18 protein-coding genes are annotated in these 20,774 nt (G+C 45.0%); 14 read left to right on the forward strand and 4 right to left on the reverse strand.

The features are described from left to right. The first annotated feature begins 33 nt into the window (after positions 1–33). The 4 genes from paaK to FTV14_RS08420 all read left to right on the forward strand — a co-directional run bounded on the left by paaK (position 34) and on the right by FTV14_RS08420 (position 3,890). Complete coding sequence (paaK, locus tag FTV14_RS08405) at positions 34–1,326, forward strand: phenylacetate--CoA ligase PaaK (protein WP_180053753.1); 1,293 nt, start codon at positions 34–36, stop codon at positions 1,324–1,326. Between the two features lie 60 nt (positions 1,327–1,386). After that, entirely contained in the window at positions 1,387–2,328 is a 942-nt protein-coding gene (paaX, locus tag FTV14_RS08410; protein ID WP_159123525.1) for a phenylacetic acid degradation operon negative regulatory protein PaaX, read from the forward strand. Between the two features lie 42 nt (positions 2,329–2,370). Then, positions 2,371–2,970, forward strand: a complete 600-nt coding sequence (locus tag FTV14_RS08415) for a gamma carbonic anhydrase family protein (protein WP_180053754.1) — start codon at positions 2,371–2,373, stop codon at positions 2,968–2,970. Positions 2,971–3,110: 140 nt separating this feature from the next. Continuing rightward, on the forward strand, positions 3,111–3,890 hold the full coding sequence (locus tag FTV14_RS08420) for a class I SAM-dependent methyltransferase (protein WP_180053755.1): 780 nt from the start codon (positions 3,111–3,113) through the stop codon (positions 3,888–3,890). Between the two features lie 55 nt (positions 3,891–3,945). Here the strand turns inward: FTV14_RS08420 and FTV14_RS08425 are convergent, their stop codons facing one another. Further along, on the reverse strand, positions 3,946–4,755 hold the full coding sequence (locus FTV14_RS08425) for an inner membrane protein YpjD (protein ID WP_004783358.1): 810 nt from the start codon (positions 4,753–4,755) through the stop codon (positions 3,946–3,948). Between the two features lie 138 nt (positions 4,756–4,893). Here FTV14_RS08425 and ffh point away from each other — a divergent pair, with 138 nt between their 5' ends. From ffh to FTV14_RS08440, 3 genes are all read left to right on the forward strand, one after another. Continuing rightward, entirely contained in the window at positions 4,894–6,300 is a 1,407-nt protein-coding gene (gene ffh / locus FTV14_RS08430) for a signal recognition particle protein (protein ID WP_004783356.1), read from the forward strand. A 159-nt stretch (positions 6,301–6,459) separates the two neighbouring features. After that, complete coding sequence (locus tag FTV14_RS08435) at positions 6,460–7,035, forward strand: alpha/beta hydrolase (protein WP_179992862.1); 576 nt, start codon at positions 6,460–6,462, stop codon at positions 7,033–7,035. Positions 7,036–7,172: 137 nt separating this feature from the next. After that, positions 7,173–7,778: an alpha/beta hydrolase gene (locus tag FTV14_RS08440; RefSeq protein ID WP_180053756.1), complete on the forward strand. Its 606-nt coding sequence runs from the start codon at positions 7,173–7,175 to the stop codon at positions 7,776–7,778. On the opposite strand, the gene FTV14_RS08445 is transcribed toward FTV14_RS08440, so the two are convergent. Beyond that, positions 7,732–8,472, reverse strand: a complete 741-nt coding sequence (locus FTV14_RS08445; RefSeq protein WP_179992864.1) for a type III pantothenate kinase — start codon at positions 8,470–8,472, stop codon at positions 7,732–7,734. The genes FTV14_RS08440 and FTV14_RS08445 overlap by 47 nt on opposite strands. Positions 8,473–8,486: 14 nt before the next feature. Next, a complete protein-coding gene (locus FTV14_RS08450; protein WP_004783349.1) occupies positions 8,487–9,242 on the reverse strand; it encodes a biotin--[acetyl-CoA-carboxylase] ligase in 756 nt (251 codons plus the stop codon). Between the two features lie 27 nt (positions 9,243–9,269). On the opposite strand from FTV14_RS08450, the gene FTV14_RS08455 reads away from it, so the two are divergent. The 6 genes from FTV14_RS08455 to rlmF all read left to right on the forward strand — a co-directional run bounded on the left by FTV14_RS08455 (position 9,270) and on the right by rlmF (position 18,769). Then, complete coding sequence (locus tag FTV14_RS08455; protein ID WP_004783347.1) at positions 9,270–10,073, forward strand: sulfite exporter TauE/SafE family protein; 804 nt, start codon at positions 9,270–9,272, stop codon at positions 10,071–10,073. A 194-nt stretch (positions 10,074–10,267) separates the two neighbouring features. Then, positions 10,268–10,963 carry a GntR family transcriptional regulator gene (locus FTV14_RS08460; protein ID WP_180053757.1) on the forward strand — a complete coding sequence of 232 codons (696 nt, stop codon included), beginning with the start codon at positions 10,268–10,270 and terminating at the stop codon, positions 10,961–10,963. 11 nt (positions 10,964–10,974) lie between these two features. Then, on the forward strand, positions 10,975–14,427 hold the full coding sequence (gene smc / locus FTV14_RS08465; protein WP_180053774.1) for a chromosome segregation protein SMC: 3,453 nt from the start codon (positions 10,975–10,977) through the stop codon (positions 14,425–14,427). Position 14,428: 1 nt separating this feature from the next. Next, on the forward strand, positions 14,429–15,436 hold the full coding sequence (locus FTV14_RS08470; protein ID WP_180053758.1) for a cell division protein ZipA C-terminal FtsZ-binding domain-containing protein: 1,008 nt from the start codon (positions 14,429–14,431) through the stop codon (positions 15,434–15,436). A 96-nt stretch (positions 15,437–15,532) separates the two neighbouring features. Continuing rightward, entirely contained in the window at positions 15,533–17,572 is a 2,040-nt protein-coding gene (gene ligA, locus FTV14_RS08475) for an NAD-dependent DNA ligase LigA (RefSeq protein WP_180053759.1), read from the forward strand. A 222-nt stretch (positions 17,573–17,794) separates the two neighbouring features. Beyond that, positions 17,795–18,769, forward strand: a complete 975-nt coding sequence (gene rlmF / locus FTV14_RS08480) for a 23S rRNA (adenine(1618)-N(6))-methyltransferase RlmF (RefSeq protein WP_159123532.1) — start codon at positions 17,795–17,797, stop codon at positions 18,767–18,769. A gap of 120 nt (positions 18,770–18,889) precedes the next feature. Here rlmF and FTV14_RS08485 read toward each other — a convergent pair whose 3' ends face one another. Further along, complete coding sequence (locus FTV14_RS08485; RefSeq protein WP_180053760.1) at positions 18,890–19,957, reverse strand: aldehyde reductase; 1,068 nt, start codon at positions 19,955–19,957, stop codon at positions 18,890–18,892. Between the two features lie 336 nt (positions 19,958–20,293). Here FTV14_RS08485 and bfr point away from each other — a divergent pair, with 336 nt between their 5' ends. Further along, on the forward strand, positions 20,294–20,758 hold the full coding sequence (gene bfr, locus FTV14_RS08490; protein ID WP_004783337.1) for a bacterioferritin: 465 nt from the start codon (positions 20,294–20,296) through the stop codon (positions 20,756–20,758). Positions 20,759–20,774: the final 16 nt, after the last annotated feature.

The following is a 20,774-nucleotide window of genomic DNA, read 5'->3' on the forward strand; positions in this document are numbered from 1 at the left end:
AGCAGTCAGGATGACTGCAGCAGGAGCAAGAATATGAATAACAATGCAATGGAACAGATTGAAACCGCTTCAGTAGATGAATTACGTAGCCTGCAATTGGAACGTATGAAAAAAACACTGCAGCATGCCTATCAGAACAGTACGGTTTACAAGAAAAAGTTTGATGAAGCCGGTGTCCATCCGGATGACTTAAAATCACTGGAAGACCTGGCAAAATTCCCGTTCACCACCAAGCAGGATCTTCGCGAAAACTATCCATTTGGCATGTTTTCTGTGCCTCAGGAGCAGATTGTCCGTGTACATGCTTCTTCAGGTACTACAGGTCAGCCGACTGTAGTTGGTTATACCCAGAATGACATTAATACCTGGTCAGATGTGGTGGCACGCTCGTTACGTGCAGCAGGACTCAGTAGTAAAGATACGATTCAGGTATCTTATGGTTACGGCCTGTTTACTGGTGGTCTAGGTGCACATTATGGTGTAGAACGTCTGGGCGCTACCGTAATTCCAATGTCAGGTGGCCAGACCGACAAGCAGGCCCAGCTGATTCATGATTTCAAGCCAACAGCTTTAATGGTCACTCCATCATACTGTCTGAACATTATTGAATGTCTGGAGAAAAAATTCGGAACTGCCAAGGACTGTTCAATCAAGACCGGGATCTTTGGTGCAGAGCCTTGGACCAATGAAATGCGCCGTGAAATCGAAGAACGTCTGGGTATTGATGCACTGGATATTTATGGCCTTTCTGAAGTGATGGGGCCGGGTGTGGCGATGGAATGTCTGGAATCCAAAGATGGTCCTACCATCTGGGAAGATCACTTCTATCCTGAAATTATCCATCCGGAAACTGGTGAAGTATTACCTGATGGTGAGCTGGGTGAACTGGTATTTACCACCATTACCAAAGAAGGTATGCCGGTAATTCGTTACCGTACCCGTGATCTGACACGCTTATTGCCAGGTACAGCGCGTACCATGCGTCGTATGGACAAGATTGTCGGTCGCAGTGATGACATGATGATTATTCGTGGCGTGAATGTGTTCCCATCACAAATTGAAGAGCAAATCCTGCATATTCCGCAGCTTATTCCAAATTATCAGATTCAGATTTGTAAACAGGGTCATCTGGATACATTGCATATTCGTACCGAAATGCGTAAAGATAGTGCTATAAATATGACACACCAATTGGCAAATCAGCTGAAAGTACAAATCAAGACCATGGTCGGGATTAGTGTCAGTGTGGAAGTTTTACCGGAAGGTAGCTTGCCACTTTCTGAAGGTAAGGCTCAGCGGGTGTTTGATATCCGAAAGTCCGCTTAAATACGTCTGGATGACAGGCTCAGGTCTGTCATCCGGCTTTAACAAGGTAAATTGAACGTAATGAATCCGAAATTAAAACAAGTAATTGATGATTTCATTCAGAATGAGACCCTCAGTGGAACCTCATTGGTAATGACGATTTTTGGTGACAGTATTTATCACCGCGGGGGAGTCATTAGTCTTGCCAGCCTGATTCAGCTGATGGATGTATTCGGCTTCAATGAGCGTTCTGTGCGTACCGCCGTATTCCGTCTGGTACAAAATGGCTGGCTGAGTTCTGAAAAAATTGGCCGCACCAGTTATTACCGGATTACCGAAAGCAGCCGTCAGCGTTTTATTACCGCAGACCAAAAGATTTACAGCTTCCAGCATAATGAATGGGACCAGAAATGGGATCTGGTTCTACTCAGTTCAGTTGAACTGGAAAATAAACAGACACTGAAAAAAGAACTGGAATGGTTAGGCTTTGCCAATATCGCGACCAATGTCATGGCCTATCCGGGGTGTGATCAGCAGAAACTGCAAAACCTGTTACTGAATAACAAGATGACCGATCAGGTCGTAGTGTTTCGTGCTGAAACTTTACAGCTTTGGCAGGAATCTTATCCAACCATTAAACGCATGGTTGAGACTAACTGGCCAATCCCGGAACTGCATCAGCGTTATGAAAAATTTATTAGCGATTTCCGCGAGTTTTTCTATCTGGTGGAAAATGAAGAGGAACTGGATCCGGTACAAGCCTTTCAGATCCGTATCCTGCTGATCCACCAGTATCGCCGTATTTTATTGAAAGACCCGAATCTGCCATTTGAACTATTGCCAACAGACTGGTTGTCACTGATTGCACGTAACTTAAGTACCAATCTATATCAGGCGGTATTTGCAGCAGGAGATGAGTTTTTCCTGGAGACTGCCCGGACCGCGGAAGGCCTTATGCCACCGGCACATCCACAATTTTATAAACGTTTTGGTGGTTTAAAGCAGCCGGAATTGACCTTTTAATATTTAAAAAAATCATGAATGTAATAGCTCAAGGAGGAGTCTATGCCATGTTATGCGATTGATGGGGTGATTCCTGTCGTCAGCCCTGAAGCTTATGTCCATCCTACGGCTGTGCTGATCGGTGATGTGATCATTGAAGCCGGAGTTTATATTGGTCCGTTCGCTTCGCTGCGGGCCGATTTTGGTCGGATTCATATCCAGAAAAATGCCAATGTCCAAGATTCCTGTACCATTCATGGATTTCCGGACAGTGTGACCTTGGTTGAAGAATATGGCCATGTTGGTCATGGTGCCATTCTGCATGGCTGCGTGGTACGAAAAAATGCCTTGATCGGTATGAACAGCGTAATTCTGGATGAGGCCGAGATCGGGGAGAATGTCATTGTTGGGGCCAACAGTACAGTTAAGGCCAAATTCAAAGTGCCAGCGAATAATCTGGTACTTGGCAGTCCGGCAAAAGTCATCCGTCCTTTAGAAGAAAAAGAAATTGTCTGGAAAAGCCATGGCACCGAGCAATATATCCAGCTCACTGCACGTTGTTTGAATACCTTGCAGGAAGTAGAAGCTTTAACTGAAGATTCCGCAGAGCGACGTGATTATCAGAACTTTAAAGCCGATTATCAGATCAAGCAAAATAGTTAAACTCGCTGATTTCTAATAATTTTAGATAATTAAAATACGCTAATTTTTTAGTTTTAAAATTATTGGAAATGAAACCAAATTACTATTGTCGCCTTTCCGGATCAAGCTAAGCTGTTAGAATGCAGGTCAGGAAAGTGCAGATGAAAAGTCGGGAATTTAAAGACCATTTCTCCCAGCAGTCTCAAGATTATGCCTTGTTTCGCCCGCATTATCCGGACACTTTGGGGAAGATGCTGGCAGAGCTATCAACGAGTACCAAATTGGCTTTAGACGTCGGCTGTGGCTCAGGACAGTTTTCAGAGGTTTTGGCGCATTATTTTGATCAGATCATTGCCATTGATGCGAGTAGCGAACAAATCGCACAGGCCAAACCTCATCCGAAAATTCAATATCATCAGGCCTTAGCCGAAGAAATCCTATGTATTGACCAGAGTGTAGATCTGATTTCAGTCGCGCAGGCTGCCCATTGGCTGGATCTGGACAAGTTCTATGCGGAAGTTCGCCGTATTGCAAAATCCAATGCCATTCTGGCTCTTATTAGTTATGGGGTATTCAGCATTGATGAAGAACATCTGAATCATTATTTCAGACATTTTTATGAAGTGACGATCGCACCCTATTGGGCACCTGAACGTCGCCATGTCGATGAAGGATACAAAAATCTGCCATTTCCATTTCAGGAAATTTCTGTACAGCCGCCGGTATTACAAGTCGAGTGGAACTTTTACCAACTGATAGGCTATATGAGTACCTGGTCAGCTGTAAAAGCAGCCACCCAGGCACTCGGACATAATCCGCTGAATGTACTGGCAGATGCCTTATTGCCAGAATGGGAAGATCCAGAATTGCCCCGGGTGGTGAGTTGGCCGCTATCGCTACGAGTGGGAAGGATAAATCCAGATAAAGGAATGGATAATTAAATAAAAAGCCCAGTCTTAGCTGGGCTTTTATAATACCGATCGAAGATCAATCAGCTTATTTGTTTAACAGCATTTCCAGCACAAATTTGGAACCGATAAAGCCGAGCGCCAGCAGGCCAAACCCGAGCAGGGTAAAGCGCACTGCTTTCTGACCACGCCAGCCAAATTTCCAGTGGCCGATCAGTAATGCACCATAAACCAGCCAGGACACAATACTAAAGGCAGTCTTATGGGCCAGATGCTGGGCAAAGAAATTATCGATGGTAAAGAAGCCGAAACCCAATGCCAGTGTCAGTAAAATGAAACCGGTCATCAGCATATCGAACAACAAAGATTCCATATCCTGATAGGAGGGCAACAGATTCACCCAAACCCGACGTTTCTGTTTTTTCTTCAGTTCACGATCCTGAAACCGCAAAATGACGGCCTGAATCGTCGCCATCAATAACACAGCATAAGCGGATAGGGACAAGATAATATGAATATCCAGACCTAGGGAATTTTGTGCAATAACTTTCGCTGGCTGGGTGAAACTGAAACCGAGAATCAGGCCGGTCGCAGCGACGGGAATACCAATCAGGTTTAGCGCAATAATCGGCCGATAGGTACTGTAAATGATGCTTAGCAGCAGCATTAGCCCTGACGTAAAGGAAAGTAAGGCAAATACATCATAATTCATCCCCATTGGGGTATACATGTCACCTGATAAAACCAAAGCATGCAGTACCAGTCCAACTAAAGCTGTTAAGCCGACAAACCATTGATTTGGAGTACGTTTAGTCATTAAATGAATGAACAGATACCAAAAAGAGGAGGTATAAGCGATTAATGCTAAGATCGTGTAAACCAAGGGTAGGCTAAGCATGTCAAACCTTTTTAAGGGTGATGAATATTCATTTATATAAATTCAGTGCGAACTACAGTATCCTATAGCATTCTATGCATAAATTTTCTATTTTAAGAAACAATTTTTTGCTACTGGCTATTTTAAGCGGATTTTGCAATGTTTGATACCTTAACAGAACGACTCACGCAGAGTTTAAGAAATGTTACTGGCTCAGGGCAGCTAACCGAAGACAATATTAAAGATACGTTACGTGAAGTACGTATGGCACTTCTTGAAGCCGACGTTGCGTTACCTGTAACTCGTGAATTTATCGCGAAAGTTAAGGAAGAAGCATTAGGCCAGGAAGTGATGACTCAGTTATCACCAGGGCAAGCCTTCGTCAAAATCGTCTATGACGAATTGACCAAAATGATGGGCGAGGCTAATGAAAGCCTTGACCTTGCAGCAAAACCACCGGTGGTGGTACTGCTTGCCGGTTTGCAGGGTGCGGGTAAAACCACGACTGCAGCCAAACTTGCGCGCTTCCTGCAAGAGCGTCAAAAGAAAAAAGTAGCTATGGTGTCTGCCGACGTTTATCGTCCGGCTGCGATCAAGCAGTTACAGACAGTGGCTGGCGAAGTTGGCGCGATTTTCCTTGAATCGAGTGCTACTGAAAAACCGATCAGCATCGTTAATCGTGCAATTGAACAGGCAAAAATCCAGTTTGCCGATGTACTGATTGTCGATACTGCAGGTCGTCTGCATATCGATGACGATATGATGGAAGAGATTAAAGAGCTGCATGCAGCGATTAATCCGACTGAAACCCTGTTCGTGGTTGATGCCATGACCGGTCAGGATGCGGCAAATACAGCCAAAGCATTTAACGATGCGCTTCCTTTGACGGGTGTGATCCTGACTAAAACTGATGGTGATGCGCGTGGTGGTGCAGCACTGTCTGTTCGTGCGATTACTGGCAAGCCAATCAAGTTCCTCGGTATGGGTGAAAAACTGGATGCTCTTGAGCCATTCCATCCGGAACGTGTGGCACAGCGTATTCTGGGCATGGGTGACGTGCTTTCTTTGGTCGAAGAAGTTGAACGCAAAATCGACAAAGAAAAAGCCGAGAAAATGGCGAAGAAATTGCAAAAAGGCGGTAGCTTCAACTTTGAAGATATGCTGATGCAATTCGAGCAGATGAACAAGATGGGCGGCATGATGGGCTTCCTGGACAAACTTCCAGGCATGAGCAATTCTGGTATTCAAGATGCAATTGCGCAGGCGAATCCTGAAAAGCAAGTGAAGAAAATGGAAGCGATTATCCAGTCGATGACTATCAAGGAGCGCCGTAACCCTGACCTGATGAATCCAAGCCGTAAAAAGCGTATTGCAGCAGGTTGCGGTATGGAAGTCTCAGAAGTCAACAAGCTGATTAAACAGCATGCGCAAATGGCGAAGATGATGAAGAAATTTGCTAATCCGTCGGGTATGGCAAAAATGATGAAATCACTGAGCGGTCTGCAAAAACAGTTTGGCGGTGGCGGTGGTATGGGCCCACTGTTCGGCGGCAACGACAAAAAATAACTGTTTTAAATAAAAAAGGCGCGTACAGCGCCTTTTTTATTGTCTGTATTTTCTTTTATATCCAGTTTAAACAAAACAACATTTGCTTACCCAAATTTCTAGAAAAATCAGGCAGACTCGAAAACATTCGAAATAAAATAATACAGAAGGATGTTTCTAATGACTCAAGTGATTGTGGTGCATGGCTATACCGCAAGTCCTGAAGAAAACTGGTTTCCATGGATTCAGGAAAAAGCCCAGCAGGAACATGTCAGCTTGAAAGTACTCAGACTTGACCCGTCAACTACGCCAAAACTGGAGGTCTGGGAACAGCAAATGCGTGAACAGATTGACGGGATTGACGAAAACAGTATTTTTATTGCGCATAGTCTGGGTTGTCTGGCTGCATTACATTATTTAAGTCGCGAATTAAAAAATCAGAGAATCAAACAACTGGTTTTGGTGGCCGGTTTCAATGGCCGACTGGGACGTCTGGAAGAAGTTAATCCGTTCATTGACGCTGCTGAAGTAGATTTTGATTTACTAAAACGTCAGATTGATGAACGTGTAGTGATTTATTCGGAAGGTGATGATCGGGTTCAGCCTGACTTCAGTCTGGAGCAAGCGGAAAGTCTGGATGCAATCGTAGTCTGTGCCGAACATCAAGGGCATTTCATTAATTCGCAGGGTTGTACTGAACTGCCGGAAGTCTGGCGAGTGATTCAGCCTTATCTGATCCAATCTTCAACTAAATAGGGAGGATGATGAACAGATTGGTTCAATGATGACAGGATGAAATTAAATAAGGAATATTGAATTTCATCCGCTAATAAATAATTAAAAACTTAATTTTTGTCGGAGCATTTTGCTCTCAATATAATAAGTACAATGCTATGAAAAATATAACGAAGAAAGTCTATATCGTGCCTGACTATCAGGCGACCTCAAATGACCACTGGTATCCGTGGTTAAGCCGGCAGATCAAAGACGCCGGGTTCGAGGCCAAACGGATCATGCTGGCCAATCCTTTTCAACCCGATCTGGAAGAATGGCAGCACAACCTGAAACTACAGATTCCGTACCTGGATGAGCATAGTTTCATTGTTGCGCATGGCTTGGGTGGCTTAAGTGCTCTAAAGTTTCTCGAAGAACACTATAACCGTACACAGTTGAAAATTGGCGGGCTAATGCTGGTCGCAGCTTTTGATACACCACTGGTGGCCTGGTCGGAACTAAACAAAATGGTGCAGGCAGTAAAGCTAGATCTGAACAATTTATCACTTGGCGCCAAACGTTTTGTAATGCTGCTTTCCAGCAATAATCCTTATGTGCCTGCACCGATTTCACTGCGTTTGGGCCATAGCCTGAATGCACAGATTTTTGAAATCAAAAATGCAGGGCATTTTAACAAGCTGGATGGCTATGCAGATTTTTCAAAGTTGCTCGAGCTGCTCAAACTGTGTTTGGCAAATGATCTGCAAAATGCTGCAGGCCTTTAAGCAATAAATCGGGTTCAATAATAGGCTGAAACCGTTCGAGATGCTGGGCAAAGAGTGCAGCATCTCCACCGGTCAGGATCAGCTGTGCCGGAAAATCTTGCAGTACTTTTTCAATGGTACTGAGCAGACCGAATAAAATGCCATGATGTACGGCATCAATGGTATTGCGCCCAGGACTGAGTTCCTCGAAAGCTGCATCCGGGATTTTAATGCCTTTGGTATTCTGGATCAGGGAATCGCGTTGTAAATACAGATTCGGCAGGATATAACCGCCGAGATGTTTCTGACCTTGGGCTAGATCAATGGTCAGGGCAGTCCCGCAGCTGATGACACAGTAATTTTGCTCGGTCGACTTGGCAACGGCCAGCACCTGCAACCAGCGGTCAATCCCAAGCTGGGAAGGATCATCATAGCCACAGATCAAACCGGCATAGCGTGCCTGTACCTTGGCAAAAACTACAGGAATGTTCAGGCAGGTCAGAATCGATTGAATTCGGGTATTATTTGCTTTGTCCAGCACGGAAGAAATCCCGACCTGATGCAAGCCTAAACTCTTAAAGTGCTGAATCAAGCCAAGAAGTAAGTCGGCAGGGGATTGCAAATGCATTTCCGCGGCATGTTCAATGATCTGGTTCTGCTCCGTAATCCAGTACTTGAGCCGTGTATTGCCGATATCCAACCATAGTTTTTTCATTGAATGATGCCTGTTCAGCCACCGTTTTTAAGACGGAGTTGCCCCTGATAAAATGTCTGCGTACCTGCATTCGTTTCGATAATGACCGCACCATCGTCTTGAATGCCGAGGAAAGTTCCGGAATATTGGCCTTGAATATCGGTAAATTCAACTGTTTGCTGGAAAAATGCAGCATATTGGTTAAACCGTGCCGGCAGATTCTGACTGCCATAATTAAACCATTCCCCCGCTTGCTGAATAGCCAGATACAACTCGGCAATCAGATCTACACGTGAAGTATGTGGTAGTCCCAATTCAGTCAGAGAGGTGACCTGCTGGTCTGGAATGCTTTCCATGAGTGGGCTGATATTGATCCCGACACCAACCACCACCTGTTGAGTCGAAATCGGTTCAATCAGAATGCCACCCCATTTCCCCTGCAGGCTGTACAGGTCATTGGGCCATTTCACCTGCAAGTCCAGTCCTTTTAGGCTTGGCATTTGCAGGATATTTAATGCAATTTCCAGTGCCAGGCGACCATCGATTACTTTTTGTGTATGCAGCAATGTGCTTAAATAGATGTTCCCCTCAGGAGAAATCCACTGACGTTGACGCTGTCCACGTCCCTGGGTTTGCACGCGGCTACACACTAGTACCTGTTGTACCCCTTTGGTTGCCAGTTCCCGGACATCGTCATTGGTCGATGTGGTGATCGGCTTGATCAGCAACACTTCAGGGAGTTGGCCTGCTTGACTTAAACGTTGCTGCAGTTCGCGAGTTTCTACATCCATTTGAATCTAAACGTGGTAAATGTCGTTATGGAGTTAATCATATATTTATTGATTGGTGCAATTGCAGGATTTGCCGCAGGCCTGTTTGGCGTGGGTGGTGGTCTGATTATCGTGCCAATTCTGTACATTGTTTTTACCCAGCTCCAGTACGATCCAAGCGTGATTATGCATATGGCAGTCGGAACTTCTCTGGCCACAATTATTGTGACCTCAATCAGTTCGGTGATGGCACATCATCAGAGAGGGGCAGTGTTATGGGATGTAGTGCGTAATCTGGCACCCGGCCTGGTCATTGGCTCATTCTTGGGAGCTGGAATTGCAGATTATTTATCGGGCCAAGGCCTGCAATTGCTGATTGGCTTCTTTGCAGTCTGGATTGCATTCAGAATGTTTAGAGGCGCGCATTATCAGGTTGATCCGAATCAGAAATTGCCTTCAGCCGCATTACAGTTGGCAGCGGGTGGTGGCATTGGCGTGGCATCGGCCATATTCGGGATTGGTGGCGGCAGTTTGACTGTGCCTTTCCTGAATCGTTGTGGTGTCGTCATCCAGAAAGCAGTAGCCACTTCTGCTGCCTGCGGTTTGCCGATCGCAGTGGCTGGTGCCTTAGGTTTCATCTGGTTTGGTCAGAAAGCTGAAGTCGAAGTACCAAATACGATTGGTTATATTCATATTTATGCGTTTATTGGTATTAGTGTGATGAGTTTTATCACTGCAAAATTTGGTGCAAAAGTGGCGCATTTATTATCACCAGTTCTATTAAAAAAATGTTTTGCGGCCTTATTGACTACAGTTGGTCTGTATTTTATCTATCAAGGCTTTACTGCCTGAACTACTCATTTTTTATCAGCTAAATTTTTTGAGGAGAATAGGTCACTATTCTCCTTTTTCTTTGACTGGGTTGGCTGTATAGACACAAGATTGTCTGACAATGTCAAAGTATTTTCTGCAAAAAAGCCGTTTAATAACTGAAAAGTCATCCAGAATGACTGCACTTGCATCAATAAAAATAAGACAGGAACAGTATGCAACAACAAGAAGCACACAGTTTGTCTGAACAGATTGCCAAGCATATCAGTGAACAGATTATCCGGGGTGAACTGGTTGAAGGCGAACGCATCCAGGAACTCAGAATTGCATCGGAACTTGACGTCAGTCGGGGATCAGTCCGTGAAGCCTTGCTCTTGCTTGAACGTACCCAGCTGATTGAAATCTTCCCGCGTCGTGGCGCCATTGTTTCGGAAATGTCGGCCATGCAGGTTCGTGCCCTGTTTGACCTGACCTCTTTATTGCTGGGGCAGATGGTACATCGCATGGCAGAGACCTGGCGCAGTCATGAGGCAGAGCGCATTCAGCTACTATTAGAACAATTGGAAGCCGAAACCTGCCAAGGCCATATCGAAAAGTTTTATGATTTGATCTTTCAGGGAATGGCCCAGCAACAGGAGATGGTCGGTAATCTTTACCTGATGCGCTACTATCAGGAACTGCTGCCATCTTTACGCCGTAGCTATTTTCTGACCCTGAATATTTCAAGACGTGAGCTACAGGAATCTTTTGAATTATTTAAACTGGTGACGGAAGCGATTTTAATTCGTAAATCCCATCAGGCGACGTTATTTATGGAAGATTTTTGTCGACACTTGCGCAACCTTGTGTTGGAATCTCTGATACGGATGAAACAAATTGAACTCGCGTGGGCCAGACGCTCACGACGTTAAATCAGGACACTATGCGTTTAAGCAGTTTAAAACTTTCAGGCTTCAAATCTTTTGCTGACAGTACTACCTTACACTTCAAGGATAACCGGACTGCAGTGGTGGGACCCAATGGTTGTGGTAAATCAAATGTGATTGATGCCATACGCTGGGTGATGGGTGAGTCCAGTGCGCGCCAACTACGTGGTGGCAGCATGCAGGATGTGATTTTTACCGGAACAGCCAAGCGCAAACCGGTGGGCATCGCCAGTGTAGAACTGCGTTTTGATAATACTTATGGCAAGCTGGGCGGTGCGTATAATGCCTATAATGAGCTGGCAGTGCGTCGTCAGGTCAACCGTGATGGCAAGTCTGAATATTTCCTGAATGGCACTAAATGCCGACGTCGTGATATTACCGATATTTTCTTGGGAACCGGTCTGGGGCCGCGTTCTTATGCAATTATTGAACAGGGCATGATTAACCGTCTGGTAGATGCCAAGCCGGAAGAAATGCGGGTTTTTATTGAAGAAGCTGCCGGGGTTTCCCGTTATCAGGCACGTCGCCGCGAGACCATGCTGCATCTGGATCACACGACGCAGAACCTGTCGCGTCTGGAAGATATTGCCTCTGAACTCAAGTCTCAGCTTAAAACCTTGAAACGCCAGTCAGAAACTGCCATTCAATATAAGGAACTGGAAGGCCAGATCCGTACCATCAAGATTGAAATCCTGTCGTTCCAGTGTGAGCAGAGCCAGCGTCTGCAAGAAGAATATACTGTGCAGATGAATACGCTGGGCGAGAATTTTAAGCTGGTACGTTCTGAATTGACTACTGTTGAGCATGATCTGGGAGCGACCAGTGAACTGTTCCAACGCTTGATTCAACAGTCCACACCGCTACAAACTGAATGGCAACAGGCTGAGAAAAAGCTCAGCGAACTGGAAATGACCCTGCAGCAAAAGCAGTCCTTATTGCAGCAGAACTCAAGCAGTCTGGTGAAGCTGGAAGAACAAAAAGCACAAACCAAAGAACGTTTACAGCTGATTGAATTGCAACTGGACACCCTGCATCAACAACTCGAAGATCAGACTGCACAATTGCAGCAGCAAGAAGGTCAAAGTCAGGAACAAAACCAGGGTCTGACTGATCTGAAATCCCAGCAAGGCACAATTGCTGCCCAGTTTGCTCAAATTAAAACCCAGGTTGAGCAACAGCAACAACGTAAACAGCAAATGCTGGCGCAAAGTGAACAGCTGGCTAAAAATATTGTCCGGATTGAACAGCAAAAAGAAACCTTGCAACAGCAGGCAGCACAAATTCAGCAGCAGGCGCAGCAAGATGAGCTGGAACAGTATCAGACTGATAGAGCTGAAACTGAACAGCAAATCACTGGCTTTGAGACTCAGCTCAAAACACTGAAAACTGAGCTTGAGCAGCTACAGGCAGAACAGACAGGTCAGCAGCAATTGCTCATACAGATGAAATCAGAAATTCAGGTACTGCATTCAGAACGGAAAAACCTGAGCCAGTTACTGACCAAAGCCAATCCAAACGCCAAAGCGGATGCGGTGCAGTTAATGCAGGTGTTGAAGCTGAATCCACAGGCCAAAGCTCATGCCAGCCTGATTGAAAAGTTCCTGGCGAAATGGCTTTCTGCACAAGTATTAGAAGAAACTGAGCATTTTTTGAAAAATAGTGCACGCCAGCTCAAAGCTCAGATGATACAGGATAATATTCAGCTTGATGGACTCCCTTGTTTAGCAGACTGGATTGAAGCGCCTCAATACTCACTCTGGCAACAGGTGGCCGTAGCTGAGAACTTTAAACAGGCACTTGGTTTACAAACGCAGTTGCATACAGGCCAGTCGATCCTAAGTCTGGATGGCTATCATGTCGGTCCCGACTGGATGATTGCACTGGATTATGATGAAGCCAGTCAGGCGGGACAAGGGGCACTGAGTCATCGTATCCGTCTGGATGAAATCGAGCAGCAACTGGCTCAGCTTGAACCGAAATTCGCAGATCTAGAGCAACAGCTTCCTGAACTCACTGCTCAAGTAAAAGCTTTGCAAAGCCAGATTCAAAGCATCAATGAGCAGCAGAAGCAGGCACAAAAGCAGTTACAACAGCTTGATCTGAACATTGCCAAAGTTCAGAGTGCGACGCAGGCCTTTGCGGTACAGAAACAGCAATTGCAGAACCAGTTACAGCAACTGGATGAGCAGCTGGAAGAAGATGCGATGCAGAAAGATGATCTGGAAATTGATCTGCATGCACTGAATCTGAAACTGGAACAGGCACTGCCCAATTACAAGACCTTGCAATTTCAGTTGGAAGAACTCAATGCTCAACTTGAAGACTCACAGCTAGTCACTCAGCAGGCGCAGCAGGAATTAGAAGTACTGCGCCGTCAAACGGTACAAAGTCAGCAACAGGCTGAACTGCTGGAAAAAGATCAGCTGTTTTTGAAAGAACAATATCAGCAGATTATTGCGCAGATTGAACAGGCTAAAAAGTTTGTCGATCCGGTACAGCTAGAATTGCCTGCTTTACAGAGCCAGTTCAATGAACAGGCACTGATCACGGAAAAACTGCAAAAAACCTGGGCAGACTGGCAGATCGAGCTGAACCAGATCCAGAGCAAGCAGCAGCACCTGACTGAGCAGCGCCATACTTTCCAGCAGCAGGATGAACAACTGCGTACTGAACTTGAAGCCAAACGTCTGGCTTGGCAAGCTGCCAGATCTGATTTACAGCATTATTCAGAACAACTGAAAGAGTTGAATAGTGAAGTAATTTCAGGGCTGAATATTGATGTAAAAGTACATCAGGCCAAACTGGAAAAAGCCCAGGCTCAATTTGATAAATTGGGTGCGGTGAATCTGGCAGCTTCTGAAGAGTATGAAGAAGTTTCGAAACGTTATGACGAACTCAGCCATCAGATTCAGGATCTGGAAAATACCGTTGAACAGCTGCAGGCAGCAATGAAAAGTATTGATCAGGAAACCCGCAAGCTGTTTATGAATACCTTCGATCAGGTCAATGCTGAGCTGCAAAACCTGTTTCCGAAAGTATTTGAGGGCGGTGAAGCGAGTTTAAGTCTTGAAGATGGATGGCAATCGGGTGTAAAACTGATGGCACGCCCACCAGGCAAGCGTAACAGCTCACTGGCACTGCTTTCTGGTGGTGAAAAGGCTTTAACCGCATTAGCACTAGTCTTTGCAATTTTCCGACTAAATCCGGCGCCGTTTTGTGTACTGGATGAAGTGGATGCACCGCTGGACGATGCCAATGTGGGGCGTTTTTGTAATTTAGTCAAAGAGCTTTCTGAACAAGTGCAATTTATTTATATTACCCATAACAAACTTGCAATGATGATGGCGACTGATCTTTTAGGTGTAACCATGCCTGAACCGGGAACCTCAAAATTAGTGACAGTAAATTTGGAACAGGCAAAAGAATACGGCTTAGCTGCGGAGGTATAACATGGAAATCACCACAATTATCGGGATTGTTATTGCAATTGTGATTATGCTATTCGGCATAAGACTGATCTTGAAAAAACCTGCGGAGGCTGTACCGTCACTGGATGCGGATCTGCATATTGATCCTGACAGCCAGACTCCGGTTATTCCAAGGCATGTACGATCTCAACTGTCTAAAATAGAAAGTCCGGCAGCTACACGTGTTGAACCGAGCCTGAATGAAGAAGCGGTAGACAACATTGCACCTGCGGCAGAACAACAAGAAGCAGCCAAAGTAGAGCCAACTTTGACTGAAACCGCCCAGCCAGAAAGCAAAGCAGCAAGTCCACTTGATACACCGGTGGTTGCAGAGGAAGCAGAACCGGAAGTAACCAACGCTGAAGAAACTACAACATCTACTGAACAAGAAAGCAAGCCTGAAACAGTAGAAGTAGCAGAAACAGCAAAAGAGCCTAAAGCCGCCGAATTTAGCCTGAATAGCAATATTGAGAAAGCTGAAATTTCTGACTTCAATGATGAAAGCAGTATTCTCGATGCACATCTACATGAGCAAAAAATTGTGGATGAAGAATGTTCGCTGGCTAATGCTGAAACGATTATTTCATTGCATGTTTATCCCCAAGGCCGAGCTCTTTCAGGCGAGAAAACTTTAAAAGTTTTACTGAAATATGGTCTGCGTTATGGTGAGCTGGCATGTTTCCATCGTTATAGTGAAGATGGCTCGAAACTGCTATTTTCAGTATTACGTATGGCAGATACCGGTATGGAAGGTTTTGACTTAGAAACTCTGTCGACTGAAGAAGTGAAAGGTCTGGCGTTCTTCCTGGCTTTACCGCATAGCGATGTACAGAATGCCTTCGATACCATGGACAGCATTTCACGTCTGATTGCGCGTGAAGTGGATGGTCTGGTTTATGATCAGAACCAGCAGGAAATGACCCCACAATTACGTGAATTCTGGCGTCATCAGGCGATTGATTATCGTGCTGGACAGACTGCAGAAGTTTAATATTCCAATATTGAATCTGCAGAATCCGATTTTTATAATAGCGAAAAGCTGAATATTGTATAGGGCGGATTTTCCGCCCTTTTTTATGGTGAAATTATGACCCAAGATGCCACTGTCATTGCGCAAATGCGTCAATTGATTCAACTGATTGCCAAGCATAATCATGCTTATTATGTGATGGATCAACCTACGATTGAAGACAGTGAATATGATCAGCTCTTTCATCAGCTCAAAGCTTTAGAAGAACAATATCCACATTTACAGCAGCCAGACACACCGACAGTCAAAGTAGGTGGTCAGGCACTTTCCAAATTTCTGACCGTAACGCATGCGGTGCCAATGCTGTCTTTGGGCAACGTGTTTAATCAGGATGATCTGTTTGCTTTTGCGCGCCGTATTGAAGAACGCTTACCCAATCAAAAGATTGAATACGATGTTGAGCTGAAATTTGACGGTCTGGCAATTTCCCTCTGGTATGAACATGGCGTACTGGTTCGTGGTGTCACCCGTGGTGATGGGGAAACTGGAGAAGATATTACCCAGAATGTCAAAACCATCCGTAACCTGCCGAAATTCCTGTCTCCAGTGAATGGCGTGATTCCAGAATTACTGGAAGTGCGTGGCGAAGTGCTGATGCCGAAATCCGGCTTTGAACGCCTGAATGCAGCCAATGCTGCGAAAGGCGAAAAAACTTTTGCCAATCCACGTAATGCCGCGGCCGGCAGTTTACGCCAGCTTGATCCGAATATTGCAGCTTCTCGACCTTTGGCTTTTTATGCTTATGGAATTGCCCAGTGTGTTCCTCATCATGGTCAAACCACAATGTCAGGCAGTCTGGAATGGCTACAGCAGTTTGGCTTTGCTGTTGGTGAGCGCCATTTCATCTGCAGTAGCATCCAGGAAGTGCAAAAGGTTTACGAGCAGATCATTGAAGAACGTTCTAAACTCAGTGTCGAAATTGATGGTATGGTCATTAAGGTCAATGACCTGAAACAGCAACAGAAACTGGGTTTCTTGAGCCGGGAACCACGTTGGGCAACTGCTTATAAATTCCCGGCAGTGGCTGCACTGACCACCGTTGAAAATATTGACTGGCAAGTGGGCCGTACTGGGACTCTAACGCCTGTGGCACGATTGAATCCGGTTGCTGTGGGCGGCGTGACCGTTTCCAATGTGACCCTGCATAATATTGGTGAAATTCATCGTCTGGATGTGCGTATTGGTGATACCGTCAGCGTTTATCGTAGTGGTGACGTGATTCCTAAGGTTGAAAAAGTCTGGCCAGAATTCCGTCCTGCCGATGCGGTAGAAGTGTATTTGCCAGAGAACTGTCCAGTGTGTGATTCTCCTGTGGTCATGCCAGAAGGTGAAGCACTGGCACGCTGTTCAGGTGAGCTGTATTGTGCGGCGCAGCGCATCGAGACCATCCGTCACTTTGTTTCACGTAAGGCCATGGACATTGAAGGTCTGGGCGATCGCTGGGTGGAGTCATTGCTACATCTCAATCTTTTAAAAGATGTCTCGGATATTTATCACTTGCATGAGCATCGTGAGCAATTACTGCAAATCGAAAAAATGGGTGAAAAGTCCGTTCAGAATCTCATTGATTCGATTGAGAACAGCAAGAAAACTACATTGGCAGCGTTTATTTATGCGCTCGGGATTCGTGGCGTAGGTGAAACGACAGCACGTATGCTGGCCAATACTTTCCAGACTCTCGACGCTTTACGTAGTGCTGATGTAGACGCTTTAAAGAAAACACCGGATGTTGGTGATATTACAGCAGAGTGGATTGTTGATTTCTTCCAGGCACCGCATAATCTGGAAGTATTGGATCGCTTGTTGGCTGCCGGTATTCATTGGGATGCGCCAATTGCACCAACGCGCCAACCACTGAATGGCGAAAGCTGGGTAGTGACTGGAACTTTAAGCTCTATGGGACGTGATGAAGCGACGCAATTACTGCAAGCCTTAGGTGCACGGGTCAGTGGCAGTGTCTCTAGCAAGACCAAATGCGTGGTGGCGGGTGAAAAAGCCGGTTCTAAGCTCGATAAAGCAGAAAAACTCGGTGTGCCCGTGATCAATGAAGCGCAATTTATTGCTTTGATGAAGGAGCATGGGCAAATCGAAGAATAATTAGCTCTAAACAATGACTCAAATAAAAAAGACACCCAGGATGATGAATCTTAAGGTGTCTTTTTTATTGCTAGTTCAAAACTATAGGTGAATGAGAGGGGAGGATAGACAAATACAAGGACGGGTTCGGTAATGTAAGTTGAATTCACGTACAATAGATTCATTTGCAGGTATAGATCCTGCCTGATTGATTCTGTTCTCCCTTTGATGATTGGCATACACATGGCGCAAGCAAAGAAATCTTTTCCGCAACAAAAATCGCAATTACATGCACGAAATCTGCATCGCAGTCGTTATGATTTTCCTCAGCTGATCAAGACTTGTCCGGAACTTGCGCCTTTTGTCAGCCCGAATCAATATAACGATCTTTCAGTCAATTTTTCTGATCCACTGGCTGTGAAAATGCTCAATAAAGCATTGCTCAAGCATTTTTACGGCATTCAATATTGGGATATTCCTCAAGATTATCTTTGCCCACCGATTCCGGGTAGAGCCGACTATATTCACTATTTGGCTGACCTGTTAAGTCTCAATAATAACGGTCAGATTCCAACAGGACACGCCGTTCACGTATTAGATATTGGGGTAGGGGCGAACTGTATTTATCCGATCATTGGGCATCGTAGTTATGGTTGGAAATTTGTCGGCTCAGACATTCATTCTGCATCGGTTAAAAGCGCTCAATTTATCGTGGAGGCAAATCCGAATCTCAGGAAGGGGATTCAGATTCGATTGCAGAAGACACCGAGCAATATCTTCAAAGGTGTGATTAAACCTTCAGATCGTTTTGATTTGACCCTGTGTAACCCACCATTTCATGCTTCGCAAGATGAGGCAAATGCCACAGCAACGCAAAAATTACGCAAACTTGGCAAACCGGTTGATCGCTCTAAGGTGGTGTTAAACTTTGGCGGACAAAAGAACGAGCTGTGGTGTGACGGTGGAGAAGAACGCTTTGTTTGCCAGATGGTACAAGAGAGCACACAGTTTGCTGAGCAATGTCTTTGGTTTAGTACACTGGTTTCTAAGAAAACCACATTACCTATGCTGTTAAATACCTTGCGTAAGTGCGGTGCAGTGGATGTAAAAACTATTAAAATGACGCAGGGGCAAAAAGAGAGTCGTTTTGTGGCTTGGACTTTTCTAGATACAAAGCAACAGCAAGCGTGGAAAAATGCGCGTTGGACTTCTGCTTAGCTTGTTTTTATGCAGGAATAGTGAGCTTGTGGGCGCATAAGTCGGTGTAGTAGCTCAAATTTAATCTGACAGACACCATAAAAAATCGGTCACTGTCAGATCAGGTTTGAGCGAGTACGATTAAGGAATATATTTCTTCACCACACCATCATCCAGCAATTGCTGGAAATGTTCGACCAAGCTTTCTTTTACTGGACGATATTCCAGACCGAGTTCATCCTTACTTTTTTGTGCATTAAAGAAAATTGGATAACCCATATTGAGTTCAACAAATTTACGGCTAAAGCCGGCCAGAGGACCAAAAATCTTGAAAGCCGTTTTTGGCAACTGGTTGCGCGGGAACGGGAATTTAGGACCAAAGGCTTCACGCAGGATTTTCCCCATTTCTAGCAGGCTCAAAGTTTCACTACAGATAATATAGCGGCCATGCGCTTCCGGATTAAAGGCGGCACGGATATGGGCTTCCGCAACATCCTGAACATCGACCACACCATTCCACATCGGTGGAACGCCGAGTAAAGTCATGCCATTGGCAAACTGTTGCAGAACTTCCACACTGCCTGATTGAGTATTAGGCGTTAAGGATTCCCCAAAGACCAGTGCCGGATTGATACAGATCAGGTCCCAGCGATCCTGTGCTTCCGCCATTTCCCAAGCTTTGCGTTCTGCCATGACTTTGGAATATGGATAAGGCTGATGGGTTTCTGAACTGGTGGTATTCCAGTGAGATTCATCAAAACTGGTATGCTCGGTTTGCAAAATATCAATCGCATCGCCATACGTTGAAGCAATACTTGAGGTGACAATCACACGTTTGACAGATTCAGTTTTATTGACACTATTCAGTACATTTTGTGTACCCAGAATTGCCGGTTCAATAATGTCTTTGAGCGCATCTTTATAATTGGTGACCACAAAAGGCGAGGCCATATGAAAGACAATTTCACACCCTTCCATGGCCGCATCAAAAGAACCCGGCTTGAGCAGATTGGCTTCAAACAGTTTAAGTGTGCCCGGACTGCTGTTTGCAATTTGTTCAAGGTGCGTATAACTCTGGGTTTTATTCAGATCGCGTACAGTGGCATGTACGGTATAACCTTGTGTCAGAAGTTTCTGGATCACCCAGCTGGCGATATAGCCAGATGCACCGGTCATCAGAACGGGTGCTGTACTGTGTTGTAATGTCATATTTTAACCATTGTTGTTTTAACTTCGCATCATCGTCACAATTATGCACGAACCAGACCAAACAGGTGAGTCCAAGATAAAAATAAGCAACAAGATAAGTGCTTATTAATATTTACAAAAATTAACGTTTGAATATTCCAGCTTGCTGGATTGAATAAAAACGGAATGAAAAATGCAAGATGTTGTTTTATAAATGGGATTTCTCCGAACAGAGAGCGTAAATGCAAGTGCTTCTCATTTTAATTATATAAAAATCAGATATTTACCATAATTTTGCTTTTGCAAAACAAACATCTTTTCTCCATAATAGGATGATAAAAGCAGGGAGTAATTCAAATGCGCGGTAATCCAGAAGTCGTAGATTATTTAAATATGCTGATCGGTGGCGAACTGGCTGCTCGTGATCAATACCTGATTCACTCTCGTATGTATGAAGATTGGGGTCTGACGAAAATCTTTGAACGCATCGACCATGAAATGCAGGAAGAAGCACAGCATGCAGATGCCCTGATCCGTCGTGTCCTGTTCCTTGAAGGTACGCCAAATATGCAGCGTGATGACATCGAAGTTGGTGAAGATGTGGTGACCTGCCTGAAAGCTGACCTGAAGCTTGAGTATCATGTCCGTGAAAAGCTGGCTCAAGGGGTCAAACTTTGTGAAGAGAAGGGCGATTATGTGACCCGTGACATGCTGCGCCAGCAAATGTCGGATACGGAAGAAGATCATACTTACTGGTTAGAAAAACAGTTACGTTTGATCGAGCTGATTGGTCTACAAAACTATATCCAGTCACAAATGTAAGATATTGAACAATAAA

Origin of the sequence: Acinetobacter sp. YH12236, from assembly GCF_013417645.1 — a bacterium.
Lineage (GTDB): Bacteria > Pseudomonadota > Gammaproteobacteria > Pseudomonadales > Moraxellaceae > Acinetobacter.